The organism is Amycolatopsis sp. QT-25 (genome assembly GCF_029369745.1).
In the GTDB taxonomy this organism is placed as follows: Bacteria; Actinomycetota; Actinomycetes; order Mycobacteriales; family Pseudonocardiaceae; genus Amycolatopsis.
Window position 1 is genome coordinate 5,985,846 of the sequence record NZ_CP120210.1, and the last position, 17,040, is coordinate 6,002,885.

The window sequence follows — 17,040 nt, forward strand, 5'->3', positions numbered from 1 at the left end:
CCGACTGCCTGCGAACAGATCTAGAGGTCGGCCTGATTTGTGCGGAAAATTGATCGGATCAGTCGATACCGCTCCGAGTGTCGTGGGTCACAGATGGAATAGTTACCTACTCTAAGCAAGTTGTCGTCCGCGGAACCACCCCTGGGGAGAGGAAGAGCATGACCATCGCGCCCGAGCGAGTGGAAGAACCCGTCCTGCGGCCGAGCACGACCGGACGCGCCCGATTCGTCCTGATCCTCGGCGGCCTGTCCGCCTTCGGGCCCCTGTCCATCGACATGTACCTGCCCGCGTTGCCCCAGCTGGCGGGTGAACTGCGCGCGGCGGACGCGACCGTCCAGCTCACGCTGAGCGCGTTCATCATCGGACTCGCCCTCGGCCAGCTGGTCCTCGGACCGCTGTCCGACGCGATCGGCCGTCGCAAACCGCTCATCGCCGGCCTCGCCCTCTACCTGGTCGGCTCGATCCTGTGCGCCTTCGCCCCGACCGCCGACCTGCTCATCGCCGCTCGCGGTGTCCAGGCCTTCGGCGCGGCCGCGGGCATCGTGATCGCCAGGGCGACCGTGCGCGACCTGTACTCCGGCACCGCGATGACGAAGTTCTTCTCACTGCTCATGCTGGTCAACGGCCTCGCCCCGATCCTGGCGCCGATCATCGGCGGCCAGATCCTCAACTGGACCTCGTGGCGTGGCGTGTTCGTCTGCCTGACCGTCTTCGGCGCGATCCTGCTCGTCGTGGTCTTCTTCCTGCTGCCGGAGCCCCTGCCCGAGGAGCGCCGCACGCCCGCGCGGTTCGGCTCGGTGCTGCGGAAGTACGCGAGCCTGCTCCGCGATCGCGGCTTCCTCGGCTACGCGCTGGCCTCCGGGCTGATGTTCGGCAGCCTGTTCGCCTACATCTCCGGTTCGTCCTTCGCCCTGCAAGGCGTCTACGGTCTCAGCCCGCAGGCGTACAGCCTGGTGTTCGGGCTCAACGGCATCGGCATCGTGGCCGTCGGACAGCTGAACGGGCGCGTCGTCGGCCGCTTCCCGGAACGGACCCTGCTGACCGTGGGCCTCGTCGTCGCGGCAGTCGCCGGCTTCGGCGTACTCGCCGCGGCGGTGCTGGACCTCGGCCTGATCGGGCTGCTGATCCCGTTGTTCATCCTGGTGTCGAGCATCGGCATGGTGGCACCCAACGCGAGCTCCCTGGCGCTGGCCGAGCAGGCGCGGTCCGCCGGTTCGGCGTCGGCGCTGTTGGGCGTGCTGCAGTTCGTCGTCGGCGGGCTCGCGACGCCGCTGGTCGGGCTGGGCGGCGCGGGTACCGCCGTCCCGATGGGGATCACGATGGCGGCCTTCGGCGTGCTCGCGCTGCTGGCCTTCGGGACCATGACGCGGTCTTCGCGGGGTTTGGTCGCCCAGGAGTCCTGACCCGCTGACGAGCAGCGAGGAAAGGACCGTTCCGCACGCGGCGCCGGAAGCCGGTGCCGAGGCGGAGGATCGGTTAACCCATCAGTAGGAATGTCGGCCAACCCGCGTCACGGGCCCGAAACGGCCCCGTCCCAGCCTCGGACGAGAAAGGGAGAACATGGGACACGGGAGGATGAGGATGTTGGCACCGCGGGACGAATGGTCGGTCGGCTGCCGGGATCTCGCGGGCAGGCGCCGGGACGTGACGGTGTTCGTGAGCAGCGACAAGATCGTGCTCGTGGCGCCGCCCGGCGAAGCCGCCGTGCTCGGGCCGCTGGACGTGGGGCGCCTGCGTGCCGCGCTCCGCGACGCCGTGGTCGCGGTGGCCGAACATCCGGACCACAGCGGATGACAACTACCGTTCCTACTTCCGAGTAGGTAGAGTCGGCCCTGTTCGGAAGGAGCCGGCCATGACCACCTACTTCGTGACGGGCGCGACGGGTTTTCTGGGCAAACGCCTGGTAGCCCGCCTGCTACGGCGACCCGAGACCGTCGCCGTCCACGTTCTCGTGCGGGAGACCTCCCGCGGGAAACTCCCGAGCCACGAAAAGCTCGTTCCCGTGACCGGCGATCTGACCGAACCCTCGCTGGGCATCGATCCCGCCCACCTCGGTCCCCTCGACCACGTCGTGCACCTCGGCGCGATCTACGACCTCACCGCGGACGAAGCGGCGAACCGCGCGGCCAACGTCGACGGCACTCGCCACGTCCTGGAGTTCGCCGCCGCCGCGAAGGCCGGGCTCTTCCACCACGTCTCGTCGATCGCGGTCGCCGGGCAGTACGCCGGGCGCTTCACCGAAGCCGACTTCGACCTCGGCCAGAGCTTCGCGTCGCCGTACCACGCGACGAAGTTCGAGGCCGAGAAACTCGTGCGACGGCACGGGAAAACGCCGTTCCGGGTGTACCGGCCCTCCGCCGTGGCCGGTGATTCGCGGACCGGCGAGATGGACAAGATCGACGGCCCGTACTACTTCCTCCCCGCGATCTCCCGGCTCGCCGCGCTGCCGCGCCGTCTTCCACTGGCCGCCCCGGATCTCGGCGCCACGAACATCGTGCCGGTCGACTACGTCGTCGAAGCGATGGAACACCTCATGCACGTCGACGCGCCCAGCGGCAGCACCTACCACCTCGCGTCGCCCCGCCCGCAGCCGCTTCACGAGGTTTACAACGCCTTCGCGCGAGCCGCGGGCGCGCCGAAGATCTCCGCCGTCCTTCCCGTTCGGCCGTCCGGGGTGCTGAAGCGCACCGGAACCCGGCTGGCGAAAACCGCGGCGGCCGGGCTGGACCGGATTCCCGGCGGACGTTCGGCCCGCGCGGCGGTACTGACCGAACTCGGCATCCCGCCCGAAGTCCTGCCTCACCTGAGCCTGGAGGTCGACTTCGACACGAGCGCGACCACAGCCGCGCTCGAAGGCAGCGGAATCACCTTGCCCCCGCTGACGGAGTACGCCGGTCCGCTCTATCGGTACTGGCTCGAGCACCTGGATCCCGATCGCGGCCGCCGCCGCCGCGGGCCGGAACCACTCGACGGCCGCAAGGTCCTGATCACCGGCGCCTCGTCGGGTATCGGGCGCGCGTCCGCGCTGGCCGTCGCCGCGAAGGGCGGCGAAGTGATCCTCGTGGCCAGGCGCGCCGACGAACTCGAAGAGGTCCGCGAGCAGATCGTCGCGGCGGGCGGGAAGGCGGCGGCGTATCCGTGCGACCTCACCGACGGCGACGCGGTCGACGCACTGGTCAAGGACGTGCTGGCCGCGCACGGCGCCGTCGACATGCTGGTCAACAACGCGGGCCGCTCGATCCGGCGGTCGCTTTCGCTGTCCACCGAACGGTTCCACGACTTCGAACGCACGATGGCGATCAACTACTTCGGCCCCGTGCGGCTGACCCTCGGCCTGCTGCCCTCGATGACCGCGCGCGGGTTCGGCCACGTCGTCAACGTGACCACCCAAGGACTCCAGACCGACACCCCGCGGTTTTCCGCTTACCTGGCTTCGAAGGCCGCGCTGGAGGAGTTCGGGCTGACCGCCGGCAGGGAAACGCTTTCCGACGGTGTCACCTTCACGTCGGTCCGGATGCCGCTGGTGCGCACCGACATGATCGCGCCGACCGGGTCCTATCGCGGTATGCCGTCGAGCTCCCCCGAACGCGCCGCCGCGCTCGTGGTGAAGGCCTTGGAGAAACGGCCCGAGATCCTGAATCTGCCCGAGGGCACGGCCGCCGAACTCGTGACGCTCGTCGCACCCAGGACGACGCGGTTCTTCGCCCACCTCGTCTATCGCGCGATGCCCGAGTCGGCGCCGGAATCCCGTGGCCTGCCCCGGAAGGCGCCACTCGCCTCGGTGGCGGGCGCGGTCACCAGGCTGGTCTGGCGCCGCCGCCCCTGACGTCCTCGCCGCCGGGCACGATCGGGGCGCGCCCCCGGCCGCTACCATCGGTTTCCGATACGCCGGGGGTCGGCGGACTCGGGCCGAGGCAGGACGAGGAGGGAAAGGGGCAGTGTGGACGTCGCCAGTCCCCCGCTGACGACCGGACCGGACGCCACGAGGACGGCATCGGCGCGTCCGTCCAGGACAGTGCTCCGGCTTTCGCTGCACGCGACGTGGGTGATCGCGCTCGCCGTCGCCACCGAACTCCGGGTGGGGCGCTTCGGTTTCCACCCGTCGGACCAGGGTTTCATCCTCGCCCAGGCCTGGCGCGTGCGGCACGGCGAGGTCCCGCACGCCGACATCATCTCCGCACGGCCGCTGGGTTCGGCGTATCTGCACATCGTCGACTTCGTGCTGCCGGGCCCGCTGTTCTTCGTCTCCAGCGTGCTCAGCATGCTGGAGATCATCCTGGCGACCATCGCGTTCGCCGTACTGGTCACCCGCCGCCGCGTCCGCGACTGGGGGCCGGGGCTCACCGGCCTGACGGCGGCCGCGTCGCTGCTGAACCTCAACGCCTTCCCGCTGATGGCGTGGCACACGATCGACGGGATCTTCCTGACCGCCTGCGGTGCCTGGGCGCTGGATTCGGGGCTGCGCAACGGCAAGGCGTGGCCGCGGCGGTTCGGCCTCGTGCTGCTGGGCACCGCGGTGTTCGTCAAACAGAGTTTCGCGCCGGTGCCGCTGATCGCGTTGTGCTGGCTGCTGCTGCACCCGTCGCTGCGGGAAGGCGCGTTCCGCACCGGCCGCTGGTGGCGGCGCCTGGCCGGGGATCTGGTGGCACTGGGCGCTTTTCTGGTCTTCTACGTCGGAATCGTCACGGTCGACGGCGGGCTCGGCCCGATGGCCGAGCAGCTCACCGGCGGTCTGCCCGCGTACGGCGAGCGACTTCTCGGTCTGTGGCTCGGAAATCCCGAAACCCTGCTGCGGCCGCCGGTGCGCGGCCTGACCTTCTTCACGATCGTCGGGGTGTTTCTGGCCCTGCTCGGGGTCTTCCGTGAGCGCGCCGGATTCGCCGGAGCGGTCCTCGCGCGACTGTTCCTCCTGATGGGTGTGGCGGTGGTGGTCGGCACCGTCGTGGATGGACACTTCACCGGCGCATCGCGCTGGGCGGACGTCCTCTGGTGGATCCTCGGTGTCGCGCTGCTGGTGAACTGGGCCGCGAAACGGCGGTTCCCGATGATGGGGGCACTCGTCTTCGCGACGGGCTTCATGACCAGTCTGTCCTGGGGGAACGACACTCCGACGCTGTTCACCGGAACGCTGGCGCTGACGGCGATCCTCGAACTGTCGGACGCGCTGCCCCCGCTGCCGGATCCGCCTCGCCGGATCGCGTCGGTGGGCGCCACCGCGACGGGCCTGGTCGCCGTGCTGGCGTCGGGGTGGGCCGTGGTCGTGCACCACGACGAAGCCGCGTATCTCGACATGGCGCGCGAGAAACTGACCGGTGACCTCGGCACGGTGACCTCGTCGATGCGCGGCGTCCGGACGAATCCCGGCACGTTCACCTACATCTCCCAGATCCAGGAGTGCGTCACACGCTACCCCGCGGGGCGTACGGCGGTCCTGCCCGACAACCCGTTCGCCTATCCCGCCTTCGGCCTGCGCAACCCGTTTCCGCTGGAATGGCCGCTGCCGCTGGAGATCGTCGCCGACGCCCCGCAACGCATGCTCGCGAGGGCCGACGAGCTCAACCGCGAAGGCGACTACTTGGTGCTCTTCCAGACCGTGAGCATGCAGGCCCTGGCCAAGGGCGGCCCGGTGCCCGCGGAGGTCGAGGGCGACGCGCCGATCTTCGACTACCTCGGGCTGGAGAACGCGCTACGAGCGCGGCTCACCGGGCGGACCGTCACGTGCGGCAGCTTCATCGGCAAGTGGGCACCGCGCCCCTGACGCAATTCGTCACCTCCTTGCGATGGTCGCGCGCCACGTCTCGCAAGGAGGTGACGAATTGCGGGGGTCAGTCGACCCCGGCGTCCTCGGGGCGGCCGGAAGCGAGGCGCGCGAGGACGTCCAAAGCGGTCCCGAGCGTCTCCAGAGGCGGCGAGGACACCGCCAGCCGCACCGCGTTCGGGGCGTGGCCGGGGACGACGGCGAACGCCGCCGCCGGGGTGACGGCGATCCCGCGCCGTGCGGCCGCGGCGACGAAGGTCTCGGCTCGCCAGTGCTCGGGCAGTTCCCACCAGCAGTGGTACGCCTGCGGATCGGCACGCACCGTGAAGCCGGCCAGCCGAGCCGCCGTCACCCGTTGGCGTTCGGCGGCGTCGAGCCGTTTCGCCCGTTCGACGGTTTCCAGGGTGCCGCCGGTGATCCACCGGGTGGCGGCTTCGACGGCGAGCCGTGGCGCGACCCAGCCACCCGAGCGGACGGCCGCGGCCAGCCGATCCGTCCATTCCGCCGGAACGGCGAGGAATCCGGTGGTCAGCCCCGGGGCGAGCCGTTTCGACAGGCTGTCGGCGAACACGGTGCGCTCCGGCGCGTACGCCGCGAACGGACGGACCTCGGGCCGGAGGAAGGTGTAGATCCCGTCCTCGATCACCGGGATGTCCATCCGCCGCACGGTCTCCGCCAGCTCGACGCGCCGCGCTTCGTCCATTGTGGACCCGAGTGGGTTGTGCAGCGTCGGCTGGACGTACAGCGCGCGAACGGAGGCGGCTTCGAGTGCCTCGGGAACGAGCCCCCTGTCGTCGGTCTCGATGGGCACCAACTGGACGCCGAGCCGTCCGGCGAGCGCCTTGACCACCGGATACGTGATGGCCTCGACGGCGAGCCGTTCCCCCATCGGCACGAAGGCGGCGATGGCGGCCGCGATGGCCTGACGCCCGCTCCCGGCGAAGAGGATTTCCGGTGCCCAGCCGTCCTTCGCGAACAGTCCGGCGGCGGCGTCCCGCGCCTGCTTCGAACCGGACACACTTCCCGGCCGCAGCGCCGCCGTCAGGACGTCGTCACGCAGCAGCGGCTCCAGCGCCTTCCCGATCAGCGCCGTTTGCCCGGGCAAGACGGCGAAATTGAGTTCGAGGTCGACCGTCGCGCCGCCCGGTTCGGCGAGCGCGGTCTCCACCGGTGGCCTGCCGGCGCGGACGAACGTGCCGCGGCCGACCTCGCCGACCACGACGCCTCTCCGGACGAGTTCGCCGTAGACCCGGGCGGCGGTCGAGTTGGCGATTCCGCGCTCGCGAGCGAACCGCCGCTGCGGAGGCAGCCTGTCACCAGGGCGGAGCCTGCCCGCCTCGACGTCCGCGGAGATCTCGTCCGCGACCAGCCGGTAGTCCTCCATGCCGTCCTTCGATCGCACCGAGTGCCTTCACGCGATTGCACTGGGGATAGCGCACTGGCGATGATGCCATCGACACTCGTCGTGCGCCGACTGCGACCTGCGGAACACCACAACAGCGGAGTCCTAGGTTAGCCTCACCTGTGTGAAGACCGTGGAAACCGTCACCGAGCAGACCACGACGTCCCGCCTGCACGCGGACGCGCTGACACTCGCCTACGACGGCCGGACCGTCGCCCAGGACCTCGGGGTGGTCATCCCCGACCGGTCGTTCACCGTCATCGTCGGCCCGAACGCCTGCGGCAAGACGACCCTGCTGCGCGCGCTCGCGCGCATGCTCAAACCCCACCAGGGTTCGGTGTTCCTCGACGGCCAGGTGATCAGCTCGTTCCCCGCCAAGGAGGTCGCCCGGCGGCTCGGCCTGCTGCCGCAGAGCTCGATCGCGCCCGACGGCATCACCGTCGCGGACCTCGTCGCGCGTGGCCGGTACCCCCATCAGCGGCTGCTGCGCCAGTGGTCCCGCGAGGACGCCACCGTGGTCGCGGAATCCCTGCGCGCCACCGGGGTCGACGACCTCGCCGAGCGGCTGGTCGACGAGCTGTCGGGCGGCCAGCGGCAGCGTGTGTGGATGGCGATGGCGCTCGCCCAGGAGACCGACCTCCTCCTGCTCGACGAGCCGACGACCTATCTGGACATCGCGCACCAGATGGACATCCTCGACCTGTGCGCGCAATTGCACCGGGAACAGGGCCGGACGCTGGTGGCGGTGCTGCACGACCTCAACCACGCCGCCCGGTACGCGACGCACATGATCGCGATGCGCGACGGGGAAGTACTGGCGACAGGCGCGCCCGAAGACGTCGTCACCGCCGCCAACGTCGAACGGATCTTCGAGCTGCCCTGCCGCGTCATGCCGTGCCCCGAGACCGGGACCCCACTGGTCATCCCGAAGGCGGTCCGTCGCGCCGCTTGAGGTTCGGCAGGGCGGCCGCCCCGATGGATGTTTTCGGGACCGGCCGACGGCGTTAAGTTCGCTCGAGGAGGTTCCATGACTCAGGAAATCTGGTCCAAGGTCGACGAGTACATCTTCGACGCGCTCATCCCGGCCGATCCGACCCTCGACGGGGCACTCGCCGCTTCGGCGGAGGCGGGGATGCCGTCGATCGCCGTCGCGCCGAACCAAGGCAAACTGCTCCATCTGCTGGCGAGGATGATCGGCGCCCGGTCGATACTGGAGATCGGCACGCTCGGCGGCTACAGCACCATCTGGCTCGCCCGCGCCCTGCCACCCGGAGGGCGTCTCGTGACGCTCGAGTACCACCCGAAATTCGCCGAGGTCGCGCGGAAGAGCATCGACGCCGCCGGTGTCGGCGAGCTCGTCGACATCCGGATCGGGGAAGCACTGGACCTGCTGCCCGGCGTCGAAGGCCCGCTCGACCTGACGTTCATCGACGCGGACCGGGTCAACAACCCGGCCTACTTCGAGGCGGCGCTGAAGCTGACCAGGCCGGGCGGCGTGATCGTGATCGACAACGTCGTCCGCGCCGGTGCGGTGGCCGACCCGGCGAACACCTCCGACGAGATCGAAGGGCTCCGGCGGATGCACGAACTGATCACCGCCGAACCGCGGGTCGACGCGACCGCGTTGCAGACCGTCGGCAAGAAGGGATACGACGGGCTGACCGTCGTCCTCGTGACGTCCTAGCGACCGTTTCGCGTGACCGCCGCGTCAGCGCGGGCGGGGCGCCGCCGTGGTCGCGGAGACCGGCCACCGCACCGGCAGTCCCTGATGGAAGCCGTTCATGAAGCGCTGCCACAGCTGCGCCGGGATCGTCCTGCCGGCCAGTTTCTCCCCGGCGGCGTCCCGCATCCGGCGTGGTTCGTCGGAGCCGACCCAGACCGCGGTCGCGAGCTGCGGCGTGTACCCGACCGCCCAGCCGCCGGCGTTGTCGTCCGTCTCGTCGTACCGGAAGTCGCCCGTCTTCAGCGCCGCCGGACGGTCCTTCAGCCCGGTGGTCAACACCTGGCTGATCGTCCCGGCGATCCGGCGGCTCAGCGCCTCGTCACCCTTGAACGCGGGCGTCTTGTCCGAAGACCTTTCCCAGACGGTTTCCCCGTTCTCGTCCCGGATCTTCGACACCAGATGCGGGGTGGCACGCAGGCCGTCCGCGGCGAAGGTCGCGTAGGCGCCTGCCATGTCACTGGGCCGCAAGGGATACCGGCCCACCGCGATCCCGGGTCCGATCAGGAACCCGTCCTTCTCGCGCAGGGTGACCGCGCCGTCGACGGCCTCGGGGATCCCGGCCGCGCGGGCGCCGTTCCGGACCGTTTCCGCGCCGAGCCTCCTCGCCAACTCGACGAACGGTCCCCGGGCGTCCCGGCCCATCGCTTCCCGAAGCGTGCATTTGCCGGTTTCTCCGCACTGGTCCTGGAACTTGAAGGTCTCGCCGAGGAAATCGACCTGCGCGGGTGCCTTCATCGGTTCGTCCACGTCGACGCCTTGTTCGAGCCCCGCGGCGAGCGTGAACGGCTGAAAGGCCGAGCCGGTGCCGTACGGGGTGCCCGCGTAGTCGTGCACGCTCCAGCCACCGCCGTTGTAGGCGCGGATGGCGCCGGTCCCCGGTTCGACGGCGACCAGCGACGCCCGGAAGTGCGCCGGCTGCCCCTGCAACCGCTCCTTGACCGTTTTCTCGGCTTCGGCCTGGGCACGCGGGTCGAGGGTCGTCTCGACCCTCATCGCGCCGCCGCGGAGCCGGTCCAACGGGTAGCCGACCTGCTCCAGTTCGGCCAGGACCTGCTGCTTGACGTGGTACTTCTCGTAGGTGACGCGGCCGGCGCGGGTCTCCGAAGGTGCTTGGATCGCGTCTTCCGGATAGGTCAGGCCGACCGCTTCGGCCTGGCCGACGTAACCCCGCGCGACGAGCTTGTTCACCACGTAGGACCAGCGCTTCATGGCGTGCTGGTGGGTGGAGGCGTACGGGTCGTGCACCGACGGTGACTGGATCATGCCGGCGAGGAAGGCCGCCTCGCTCCAGGTCATCGAGTCGTCGAGTTCGCGGCCGAAGTAGGCGTTCATCGCCGACGCCGGGCCGTAGGTGCCGCGGCCGAACGAGATGATGTTGACGTAGCTCTCGAAGATCTCCTTCTTCGTCTGCTGCTGGGTGATCTTCGTGGCGAGCACCAGTTCGGAGAACTTGCGGGCGAGGGTGGCGTCCTCGTTGCCGGTGGACTTCTTGATGTACTGCTGGGTGATCCCCGAGCCGCCGCCGACGCCGGTCACCAGCGCGCGGCCGAGTCCGGTGAGATCGAAGCCCTCGTTGTCCCAAAAAGTCGGGTCCTCGGTCGCGACGATCGCGTCGCGCAGCTTCGCGGGGATGGCGTCATAGGGCACGAACAGCCGGTCGCCGCCCGGCGGAATCACCTTGAGCAGTTCGGAACCGTCGGCGTTCTGCAGGACGACGGTCTTGTCGAGGCCGGCCAGCACCTCTTCCGGACTGCGGACGTCGAGCAAGACGTACGCGACTCCGAACGCGACCACCGGGATGCCGATGAGCAGCCCGAGCGTCCAGGCGGCGATCCGGCGCCACCTGCGCTGCTTCCCTTTCGCCTCCGGGGTGGCCGTGGTCTCCGACTCGGGTGCGACTGCCTCATCCGGGTTTTCCACGCCAGGTAAGACGACCGAACGAGTGAAAAGGTTGTGGGAAAATCACCGAATCGTGTCCTGGACACCATCGCATTCAGGTGACGAAATGCGGCCAGTCTCGCTTGGACCCGCACGCTCGCCTGCCAGAAGTACGTGAAGGACCCCTTCCTTGCACCTAAGTACAGGAAGGGGTCCTTCATGTACTGAGGAAGGTGTGAAGGTCGAGTTCCTTCCGCTGAGCCGCGGGATAGGGGCCTTCACGAGCCGCTGGAACGGCAAAGCCGAGTGACCTCAGGCGAGAAACGCGCGAAGCAGTGAAGCCGTCCCTTCGACGTGCTCCGCCATCGCCCGGCGGGCCGCCTCGGAGTCGCCGGCGAGGATCGCGTCGACGATGGCCTCGTGCTGGGCGTTGGAGTGCTCCAGATTCGGTTCGAGCAGCGGGATCATGTGGAGCAGCTGGTTGACCCGCGTCCGCGCGTCGGCCATCGCCGTGGTCAGCGCGCCGGACGCGGTGACCTCGGCGATCGCCAGGTGCAGCCGCGAATCCTTGCGCCGGTAGTCACCGACGTCGGCCGCGGCGGCCTCGGCGAGCGTGCTGGTCAGATGCTGCCGGTCGGCCGGGCTGAGGGAGCGCGAAGCCGCCATCTCGGCGGCGCCGGTTTCCAGGACGTGCCGCAGGCCGAGCGCGTCTTCCAGGGTGGCGTTGTCGACCTTCCGCCCGTCGGCGGCGGGCGGGTCGGGCAGGACGTCGTTGACGAACGTGCCGCCGTACCGGCCACGCCGCGACTCGACGTAGCCCGCGTCGGAAAGTGCGCGGATGGCCTCGCGCAGCGTCACCCGGCTGACTCCGAGCCGTTCGGCGAGTTCACGCTCCGACGGCAGCCGCTCCCCCGCGCCCACCACACCGAGCCGGATCGCCTGAAGCAGCCGTTCGACGGTTTCCTCGAAGGCGTTGCCCGCGCGCACCGGGCGGAACAGCGCGTCACCCGCTTTCGACTCCACCACCCGAGTTTAGGCCGCCCGCAATTCGGCACCTGGTTGCGGTACTTGCGCACGCATCCATCGCAATCAGGTGCCGAATTGCGGAGGAGGTCAGCACTCGATGACGTTCACGGCGAGGCCGCCGCGCGCGGTCTCCTTGTACTTCACGCTCATGTCGGCGCCGGTCTCCCGCATGGTCTTGATCGCCTTGTCCAGCGTCACGACGTGCGAGCCGTCACCGCGCATCGCCATCCGCGCGGCGTGGACCGCCTTGGACGCGCCCACGGCGTTGCGTTCGATGCACGGGATCTGCACCAGCCCGCCGACCGGGTCACAGGTCAGCCCCAGGTGGTGTTCGACGCCGATCTCGGCGGCGTTCTCCACCTGCGCGGGCGAGCCGCCGAGGACCTCGGTGAGCCCGGCGGCGGCCATGGCACTGGCCGAGCCGACCTCGCCCTGACAGCCGACCTCGGCTCCCGAGATCGAGCCCGTCTGCTTGAGGATCGAGCCGATCGCGCCCGCGGTGAGCATGAACGTCACGATGCCGTCGTCCGACGAGCCCCGGATGAACCGCTGGTAGTAGTGCAGAACGGCCGGGATGATCCCCGCCGCCCCGTTGGTCGGCGCGGTGACGACGCGGCCGCCCGCGGCGTTCTCCTCGTTGACCGCCAGCGCGTACAGGCTCACCCAGTCCATCGCGTACAGCGGGTCGCCGACGCCGTCCTCGGCGAGCAGCTTCTCGTGCAACGCCTTCGCGCGGCGCGGCACCTTCAGCCCGCCCGGCAGGACACCTTCGTGCTCGCAGCCGTTGCGCACGCATTCCACCATGACCTGCCAGATCTCCAGCAGGCCTGCGCGGACCTCCTCGCGCGTGCGCCAGGAGAGTTCGTTGCGCAGCATGATTTCGCTGATCGGCAGCCCGGTGTCCGCGCAGTGCTTCAGCAGATCCGCGCCGGTGCGGAACGGGAACTCCAGCTTGGTCGAGTCCTCGACGACGACGGTGTCGGTCTCGTAGGACTCGTCGCGGACGAACCCGCCGCCGACCGAGTAGTAGGTCCGCTCGCGCAGCACCTTCCCGTCGGCGTCGAACGCGCGGAAGATCATCCCGTTCGGATGCGCGGGCAACGACTTCCGCCGGTGCATGGTCAGATCGATGTCCTCGGTGAACACGATCTCGTGCTCACCGCGCAGCTTCAGCAGACAGGATTCCCGGATTTCCGCGATCTTCCCGGGCACCGTGCCGGTGTCGATCTCTTCCGGACGCTCCCCGGACAACCCGAGCAGCACGGCCTTGTCACTGCCGTGCCCGAACCCGGTCGCGCCGAGCGAGCCGAAAAGCTCGCTCTGGACCCGGGTCGTGGCCGTCAGCTCACCGTCGGCGGCCAGACCGTCCACAAAGGTCAGCGCGGCGCGCATCGGGCCCACCGTATGGGAGCTGGAGGGACCGATGCCGATCGAAAACAGGTCGAAGACGCTGATCGCCATTGATCTGCCCTCCTTCCTATCTGGCCAGCAGTGAGCTGGCTTCTTGGGCGGCGGGTCCTTCGGCGGCGAGGTGGGCCAGGTTCTCCGACAGCGCTTCACCGCGGTGAGCCTTCGTCTGCGCGAACAAGCGACCGGCCCGATACGACGAACGAACCAGCGGCCCCGCCATCACACCCGCGAACCCCAACGCTTCGGCCGCCTGCGAATGTTCCACGAACTCCTCCGGCTTGACCCACCGGTCCACCGGGTGATGCCGAGGCGAGGGCCGCAGGTACTGGGTGATCGTGAGGATCTCACACCCCGCCTCGACCAGATCCCTCATCGCCGGAGCCACCTCCTCCGGCGTCTCACCCATCCCCAGGATCAGATTCGACTTCGTCACCAAACCAGCCTCACGAGCCCGCGTGATCACCTCCAACGACCGCGCATACCGGAAACCCGGCCGAATCCGCTTGAAAATCCGCGGCACCGTCTCCACATTGTGCGCCAGCACCTCAGGCCGCGAACCGAACACCTCAGCCAACTGACCAGGAACGGCATGGAAATCCGGGATCAACAACTCCACACCCGTACCCGGATTCAACGCGTGAATCTGACGCACGGTCTCCGCATACAGCCACGCACCACCATCCTCCAGATCATCACGCGCCACACCGGTCACCGTCGAATAACGCAAACCCATCGCCTGCACACTCTCGGCGACCTTGCACGGCTCGGTGCGATCCAGCTCAGCGGGCTTACCGGTGTCGATCTGACAAAAATCACACCGACGCGTGCACTGATCCCCACCAATCAAAAACGTCGCCTCACGGTCCTCCCAGCACTCATAAATATTGGGACAACCCGCCTCCTCACACACAGTGTGCAAGCCCTCACGCCTGACCAGACCCTTGAGCTCAGTGAACTCCGGCCCCATCCGCGCCCGAGTCTTGATCCACGACGGCTTCTTCTCGATCGGGGTCTGGGAATTCCGAACCTCGAGCCGGAGAAGTTTGCGCCCCTCGGGGACCGCGCTCATCGGTCGAGGTCCGCGTACAGCGGGTGCTTCTTGGCCAGGAGTTCGACCCTGGCGGACAGCGACTGACGCAGGTCCTCGTCGAAGTCCGGGCGCAGCGCCTCGGCGATGATGTCGCCGACCTCGGCGAAGTCCTCCGCGCCGAAGCCGCGGGTCGCCAGCGCCGGGGTGCCGATGCGCAGGCCCGAGGTGACCATCGGCGGGCGCGGGTCGAACGGCACGGCGTTGCGGTTGACCGTGATGCCGACCGAGTGCAGCCGGTCTTCGGCCTGCTGACCGTCCAAAGTGGAGTTGACCAGATCGACGAGCACCAGGTGCACGTCGGTGCCGCCGGTCAGCACGCGGACGCCCGCTTCGGCGCAGTCCGTGCGCGAAAGGCGGTCGGCCAGGATCTTCGCGCCTTCGAGCACACGCTGCTGACGCTCGCGGAACTCCTCGCCCGCGGCGATCTTGAGCGCGACGGCCTTGGCGGCGATGACGTGCTCCAGCGGACCGCCCTGCTGGCCGGGGAACACCGCCGAGTTGATCTTCTTGGCGAGTTCCTGGCGGCACAGGATGATGCCGCCGCGCGGGCCACCGAGGGTCTTGTGCGTGGTCGTGGTGACGATGTCGGCGTACGGCACCGGGCTCGGGTGCAGGCCCGCGGCGACGAGACCGGCGAAGTGTGCCATGTCGACCATGACCTTCGCGCCGACCTCGTCGGCGATGCGGCGGAACTCGGCGAAGTCGAGCTGACGCGGGTACGCCGACCAGCCGGCGATGATCAGCTTCGGCTTGTGCTCCTTGGCGAGGCGCTCGATCTCCTCGACGTCGACGATCCCGGTCTCCTTGTCGACATGGTAGGCGACGACGTGGTAGAGCTTGCCGGAGAAGTTGATCTTCATCCCGTGGGTCAGGTGCCCGCCGTGGGCGAGGTCGAGACCGAGGATGGTGTCGCCGGGGTTGAGCACCGCGACCATGGCGGCGGCGTTGGCCTGCGCCCCCGAATGCGGCTGGACGTTGGCGTGCTCGGCGCCGAACAAGGCCTTCGCGCGGTCGATCGCCAGCTGCTCGATGACGTCGACGTGCTCGCAACCGCCGTAGTAGCGGCGGCCGGGGTACCCCTCGGCGTACTTGTTGGTCAGCACCGAACCCTGCGCCTCGAGCACGCCCACCGGGGCGAAGTTCTCCGAGGCGATCATCTCCAGGGTCGACTGCTGCCGGTCGAGTTCGGCCGCGACGGCCACGGCGACCTCGGGGTCCACCTCGGACAGGCTCGCGTTGAACACGGAAGCGTTGGTCATGGATCAGCTCTCCTGGGTGAGCACGGCGTAGGCCTCGGCGTCGAGCAGGGCGGGCACGTCGCCGGACAGACGTACCTTCAGGAGCCATCCTTCGGCGTACGGGTCCGAGTTGATGAGCTCGGGGGTGTCCGTTGTGGCCTCGTTCACCTCGACGACCTCACCGTCCACGGGTGCGTACAGCTCGCTGACCGACTTGGTCGACTCGACCTCGCCGAACACCTCGCCCGCGGTGACGGTGTCGCCGACCGAGGGAAGCTGGACGAACACGATGTCACCGAGCGACTCGGCGGCGAAGGCGGTGATGCCCACGGTGGCGACGCCGTCGGCGACGTTCAGCCACTCGTGTTCCTTCGTGTACTTCAGGTCCTGGGGGATGCTCATGGTGATTCAAGGGCCTTTCAGGCGCGGGAGTAGAAGGGCAGGGCGACGACCTCGACGGGCTCGACGCGGCCCCGGATGTCGACGGAAAGCTCGGTGCCGGGCTCGGAGTGCTCCCGGTCCACATAGGCCATGGCGATCGGGTAACCCAGGGTCGGCGACAGGGCGCCGCTGGTGACCTCACCGATCTCGGTCTCGCCGGCCAGGACGGGGTAGCCGTGGCGCGGGGCACGGCGCCCGGCGCCCTTGAGCCCCACGCGCACCCGGGGGACGTCCTTTTCGGACAGTTCCTCGAGCGCGGCCTTGCCGACGAAGTTGCCGGGCTTCTCGAACTTGACGACGCGGCCGAGGCCGGCTTCGAACGGGCTCAGCTGGAGACTGAGTTCGTTGCCGTACAACGGCATCCCGGCTTCGAGGCGCAGGGTGTCGCGGCAGGCGAGACCGGCCGGGAGCAGGCCGTGCGGCTCGCCCGCGTCGGTCAGGATGCGCCAGACGGCGGGGGCCTCACCGGCCGGGACGTACAGCTCGAAGCCGTCCTCGCCGGTGTACCCGGTGCGGGCGAGCAGGACGTCGTGACCCTTCACGACGGCCGGGACGCTCGCGTAGTACTTCAGCGCGCCGAGGTCGGCGTCGGTGACCGCGCCGAGGATTTCGACGGCCTTAGGGCCCTGGACGGCGATGAGCGCGACGTCCTCGGACTTGTCCTCGACGACCGCGTCGAATCCGGAGACCCGCTCGGCCAGCGCCTCCGCGACCACGGCGGCGTTGCCCGCGTTGGCCACGACCAGGAACTTCTCGTCGGCGAGGCGGTAGACGACCAGGTCGTCCAGGACGCCGCCGTTCTCGTCGCAGATCATCGTGTAGCGCGCCCGGCCCGGCTTGACGCCGGACAGGTTGCCGACCAGCGCGAAGTCGAGGGTCTCGGCGGCCTGCCGGCCGGTCACCTCGATCTCGGCCATGTGGGAGAGGTCGAACAGGCCCGCGGCTTCGCGGACCGCCTTGTGCTCCGCCAGTTCGCTGCTGTAGCGGATCGGCATCGACCAGCCCGCGAAGTCGGTGAACAACGCACCCAGTCCTTTGTGGACTCCGTGCAGGGACGTCTCTTTCGACATCAAG

The 17,040-nt window shown here is 69.1% G+C and carries 14 protein-coding genes; 6 read left to right on the forward strand and 8 right to left on the reverse strand.

Going from position 1 to position 17,040, the window contains the following annotated elements; all coding sequences use genetic code 11:
- Positions 1 to 158: 158 nt before the first annotated feature.
- The 4 genes from P3102_RS27795 (at position 159) to P3102_RS27810 (ending at position 5,758) form a co-directional block, all read left to right on the forward strand.
- Entirely contained in the window at positions 159 to 1,403 is a 1,245-nt protein-coding gene (locus tag P3102_RS27795; RefSeq protein ID WP_276363019.1) for a Bcr/CflA family multidrug efflux MFS transporter, read from the forward strand.
- Positions 1,404 to 1,584: 181 nt separating this feature from the next.
- Positions 1,585 to 1,794, forward strand: coding sequence for a hypothetical protein (locus tag P3102_RS27800; RefSeq protein ID WP_276371372.1), 210 nt, complete (start codon positions 1,585 to 1,587; stop codon positions 1,792 to 1,794).
- A gap of 58 nt (positions 1,795 to 1,852) precedes the next feature.
- Positions 1,853 to 3,826 (forward strand): SDR family oxidoreductase, encoded by a 1,974-nt coding sequence (locus P3102_RS27805; RefSeq protein WP_276363020.1) that lies wholly within the window; start codon positions 1,853 to 1,855, stop codon positions 3,824 to 3,826.
- A 114-nt stretch (positions 3,827 to 3,940) separates the two neighbouring features.
- The gene (locus P3102_RS27810) at positions 3,941 to 5,758 is read left to right on the forward strand and encodes a hypothetical protein (protein ID WP_276363021.1); all 1,818 of its coding nucleotides are present in this window, start codon (positions 3,941 to 3,943) and stop codon (positions 5,756 to 5,758) included.
- Positions 5,759 to 5,825: 67 nt separating this feature from the next.
- Here P3102_RS27810 and P3102_RS27815 read toward each other — a convergent pair whose 3' ends face one another.
- The gene (locus tag P3102_RS27815; protein WP_276371373.1) at positions 5,826 to 7,142 is read right to left on the reverse strand and encodes a PLP-dependent aminotransferase family protein; all 1,317 of its coding nucleotides are present in this window, start codon (positions 7,140 to 7,142) and stop codon (positions 5,826 to 5,828) included.
- A gap of 142 nt (positions 7,143 to 7,284) precedes the next feature.
- Between P3102_RS27815 and P3102_RS27820 the strand changes: the two genes are divergently transcribed.
- A complete protein-coding gene (locus tag P3102_RS27820) occupies positions 7,285 to 8,112 on the forward strand; it encodes an ABC transporter ATP-binding protein (protein ID WP_276363022.1) in 828 nt (275 codons plus the stop codon).
- A 75-nt stretch (positions 8,113 to 8,187) separates the two neighbouring features.
- The gene (locus P3102_RS27825; protein WP_276363023.1) at positions 8,188 to 8,844 is read left to right on the forward strand and encodes an O-methyltransferase; all 657 of its coding nucleotides are present in this window, start codon (positions 8,188 to 8,190) and stop codon (positions 8,842 to 8,844) included.
- A gap of 24 nt (positions 8,845 to 8,868) precedes the next feature.
- Here the strand turns inward: P3102_RS27825 and P3102_RS27830 are convergent, their stop codons facing one another.
- From P3102_RS27830 to gcvT, 7 genes are all read right to left on the reverse strand, one after another.
- Complete coding sequence (locus tag P3102_RS27830) at positions 8,869 to 10,803, reverse strand: transglycosylase domain-containing protein (protein WP_276363024.1); 1,935 nt, start codon at positions 10,801 to 10,803, stop codon at positions 8,869 to 8,871.
- A gap of 270 nt (positions 10,804 to 11,073) precedes the next feature.
- On the reverse strand, positions 11,074 to 11,784 hold the full coding sequence (locus P3102_RS27835) for an FCD domain-containing protein (RefSeq protein ID WP_276363025.1): 711 nt from the start codon (positions 11,782 to 11,784) through the stop codon (positions 11,074 to 11,076).
- Positions 11,785 to 11,874: 90 nt separating this feature from the next.
- A complete protein-coding gene (locus P3102_RS27840; protein ID WP_276363026.1) occupies positions 11,875 to 13,248 on the reverse strand; it encodes an L-serine ammonia-lyase in 1,374 nt (457 codons plus the stop codon).
- A 16-nt stretch (positions 13,249 to 13,264) separates the two neighbouring features.
- Positions 13,265 to 14,266: a lipoyl synthase gene (gene lipA / locus P3102_RS27845; protein WP_276363027.1), complete on the reverse strand. Its 1,002-nt coding sequence runs from the start codon at positions 14,264 to 14,266 to the stop codon at positions 13,265 to 13,267.
- Positions 14,263 to 15,546: a serine hydroxymethyltransferase gene (gene glyA, locus P3102_RS27850; RefSeq protein ID WP_276363028.1), complete on the reverse strand. Its 1,284-nt coding sequence runs from the start codon at positions 15,544 to 15,546 to the stop codon at positions 14,263 to 14,265. The genes lipA and glyA overlap by 4 nt, the downstream gene beginning before the upstream one ends.
- A 3-nt stretch (positions 15,547 to 15,549) precedes the next feature.
- Complete coding sequence (gene gcvH, locus P3102_RS27855; RefSeq protein WP_276363029.1) at positions 15,550 to 15,927, reverse strand: glycine cleavage system protein GcvH; 378 nt, start codon at positions 15,925 to 15,927, stop codon at positions 15,550 to 15,552.
- Between the two features lie 17 nt (positions 15,928 to 15,944).
- Positions 15,945 to 17,036, reverse strand: a complete 1,092-nt coding sequence (gene gcvT, locus P3102_RS27860) for a glycine cleavage system aminomethyltransferase GcvT (protein WP_276363030.1) — start codon at positions 17,034 to 17,036, stop codon at positions 15,945 to 15,947.
- Between the last annotated feature and the right edge of the window lie 4 nt (positions 17,037 to 17,040).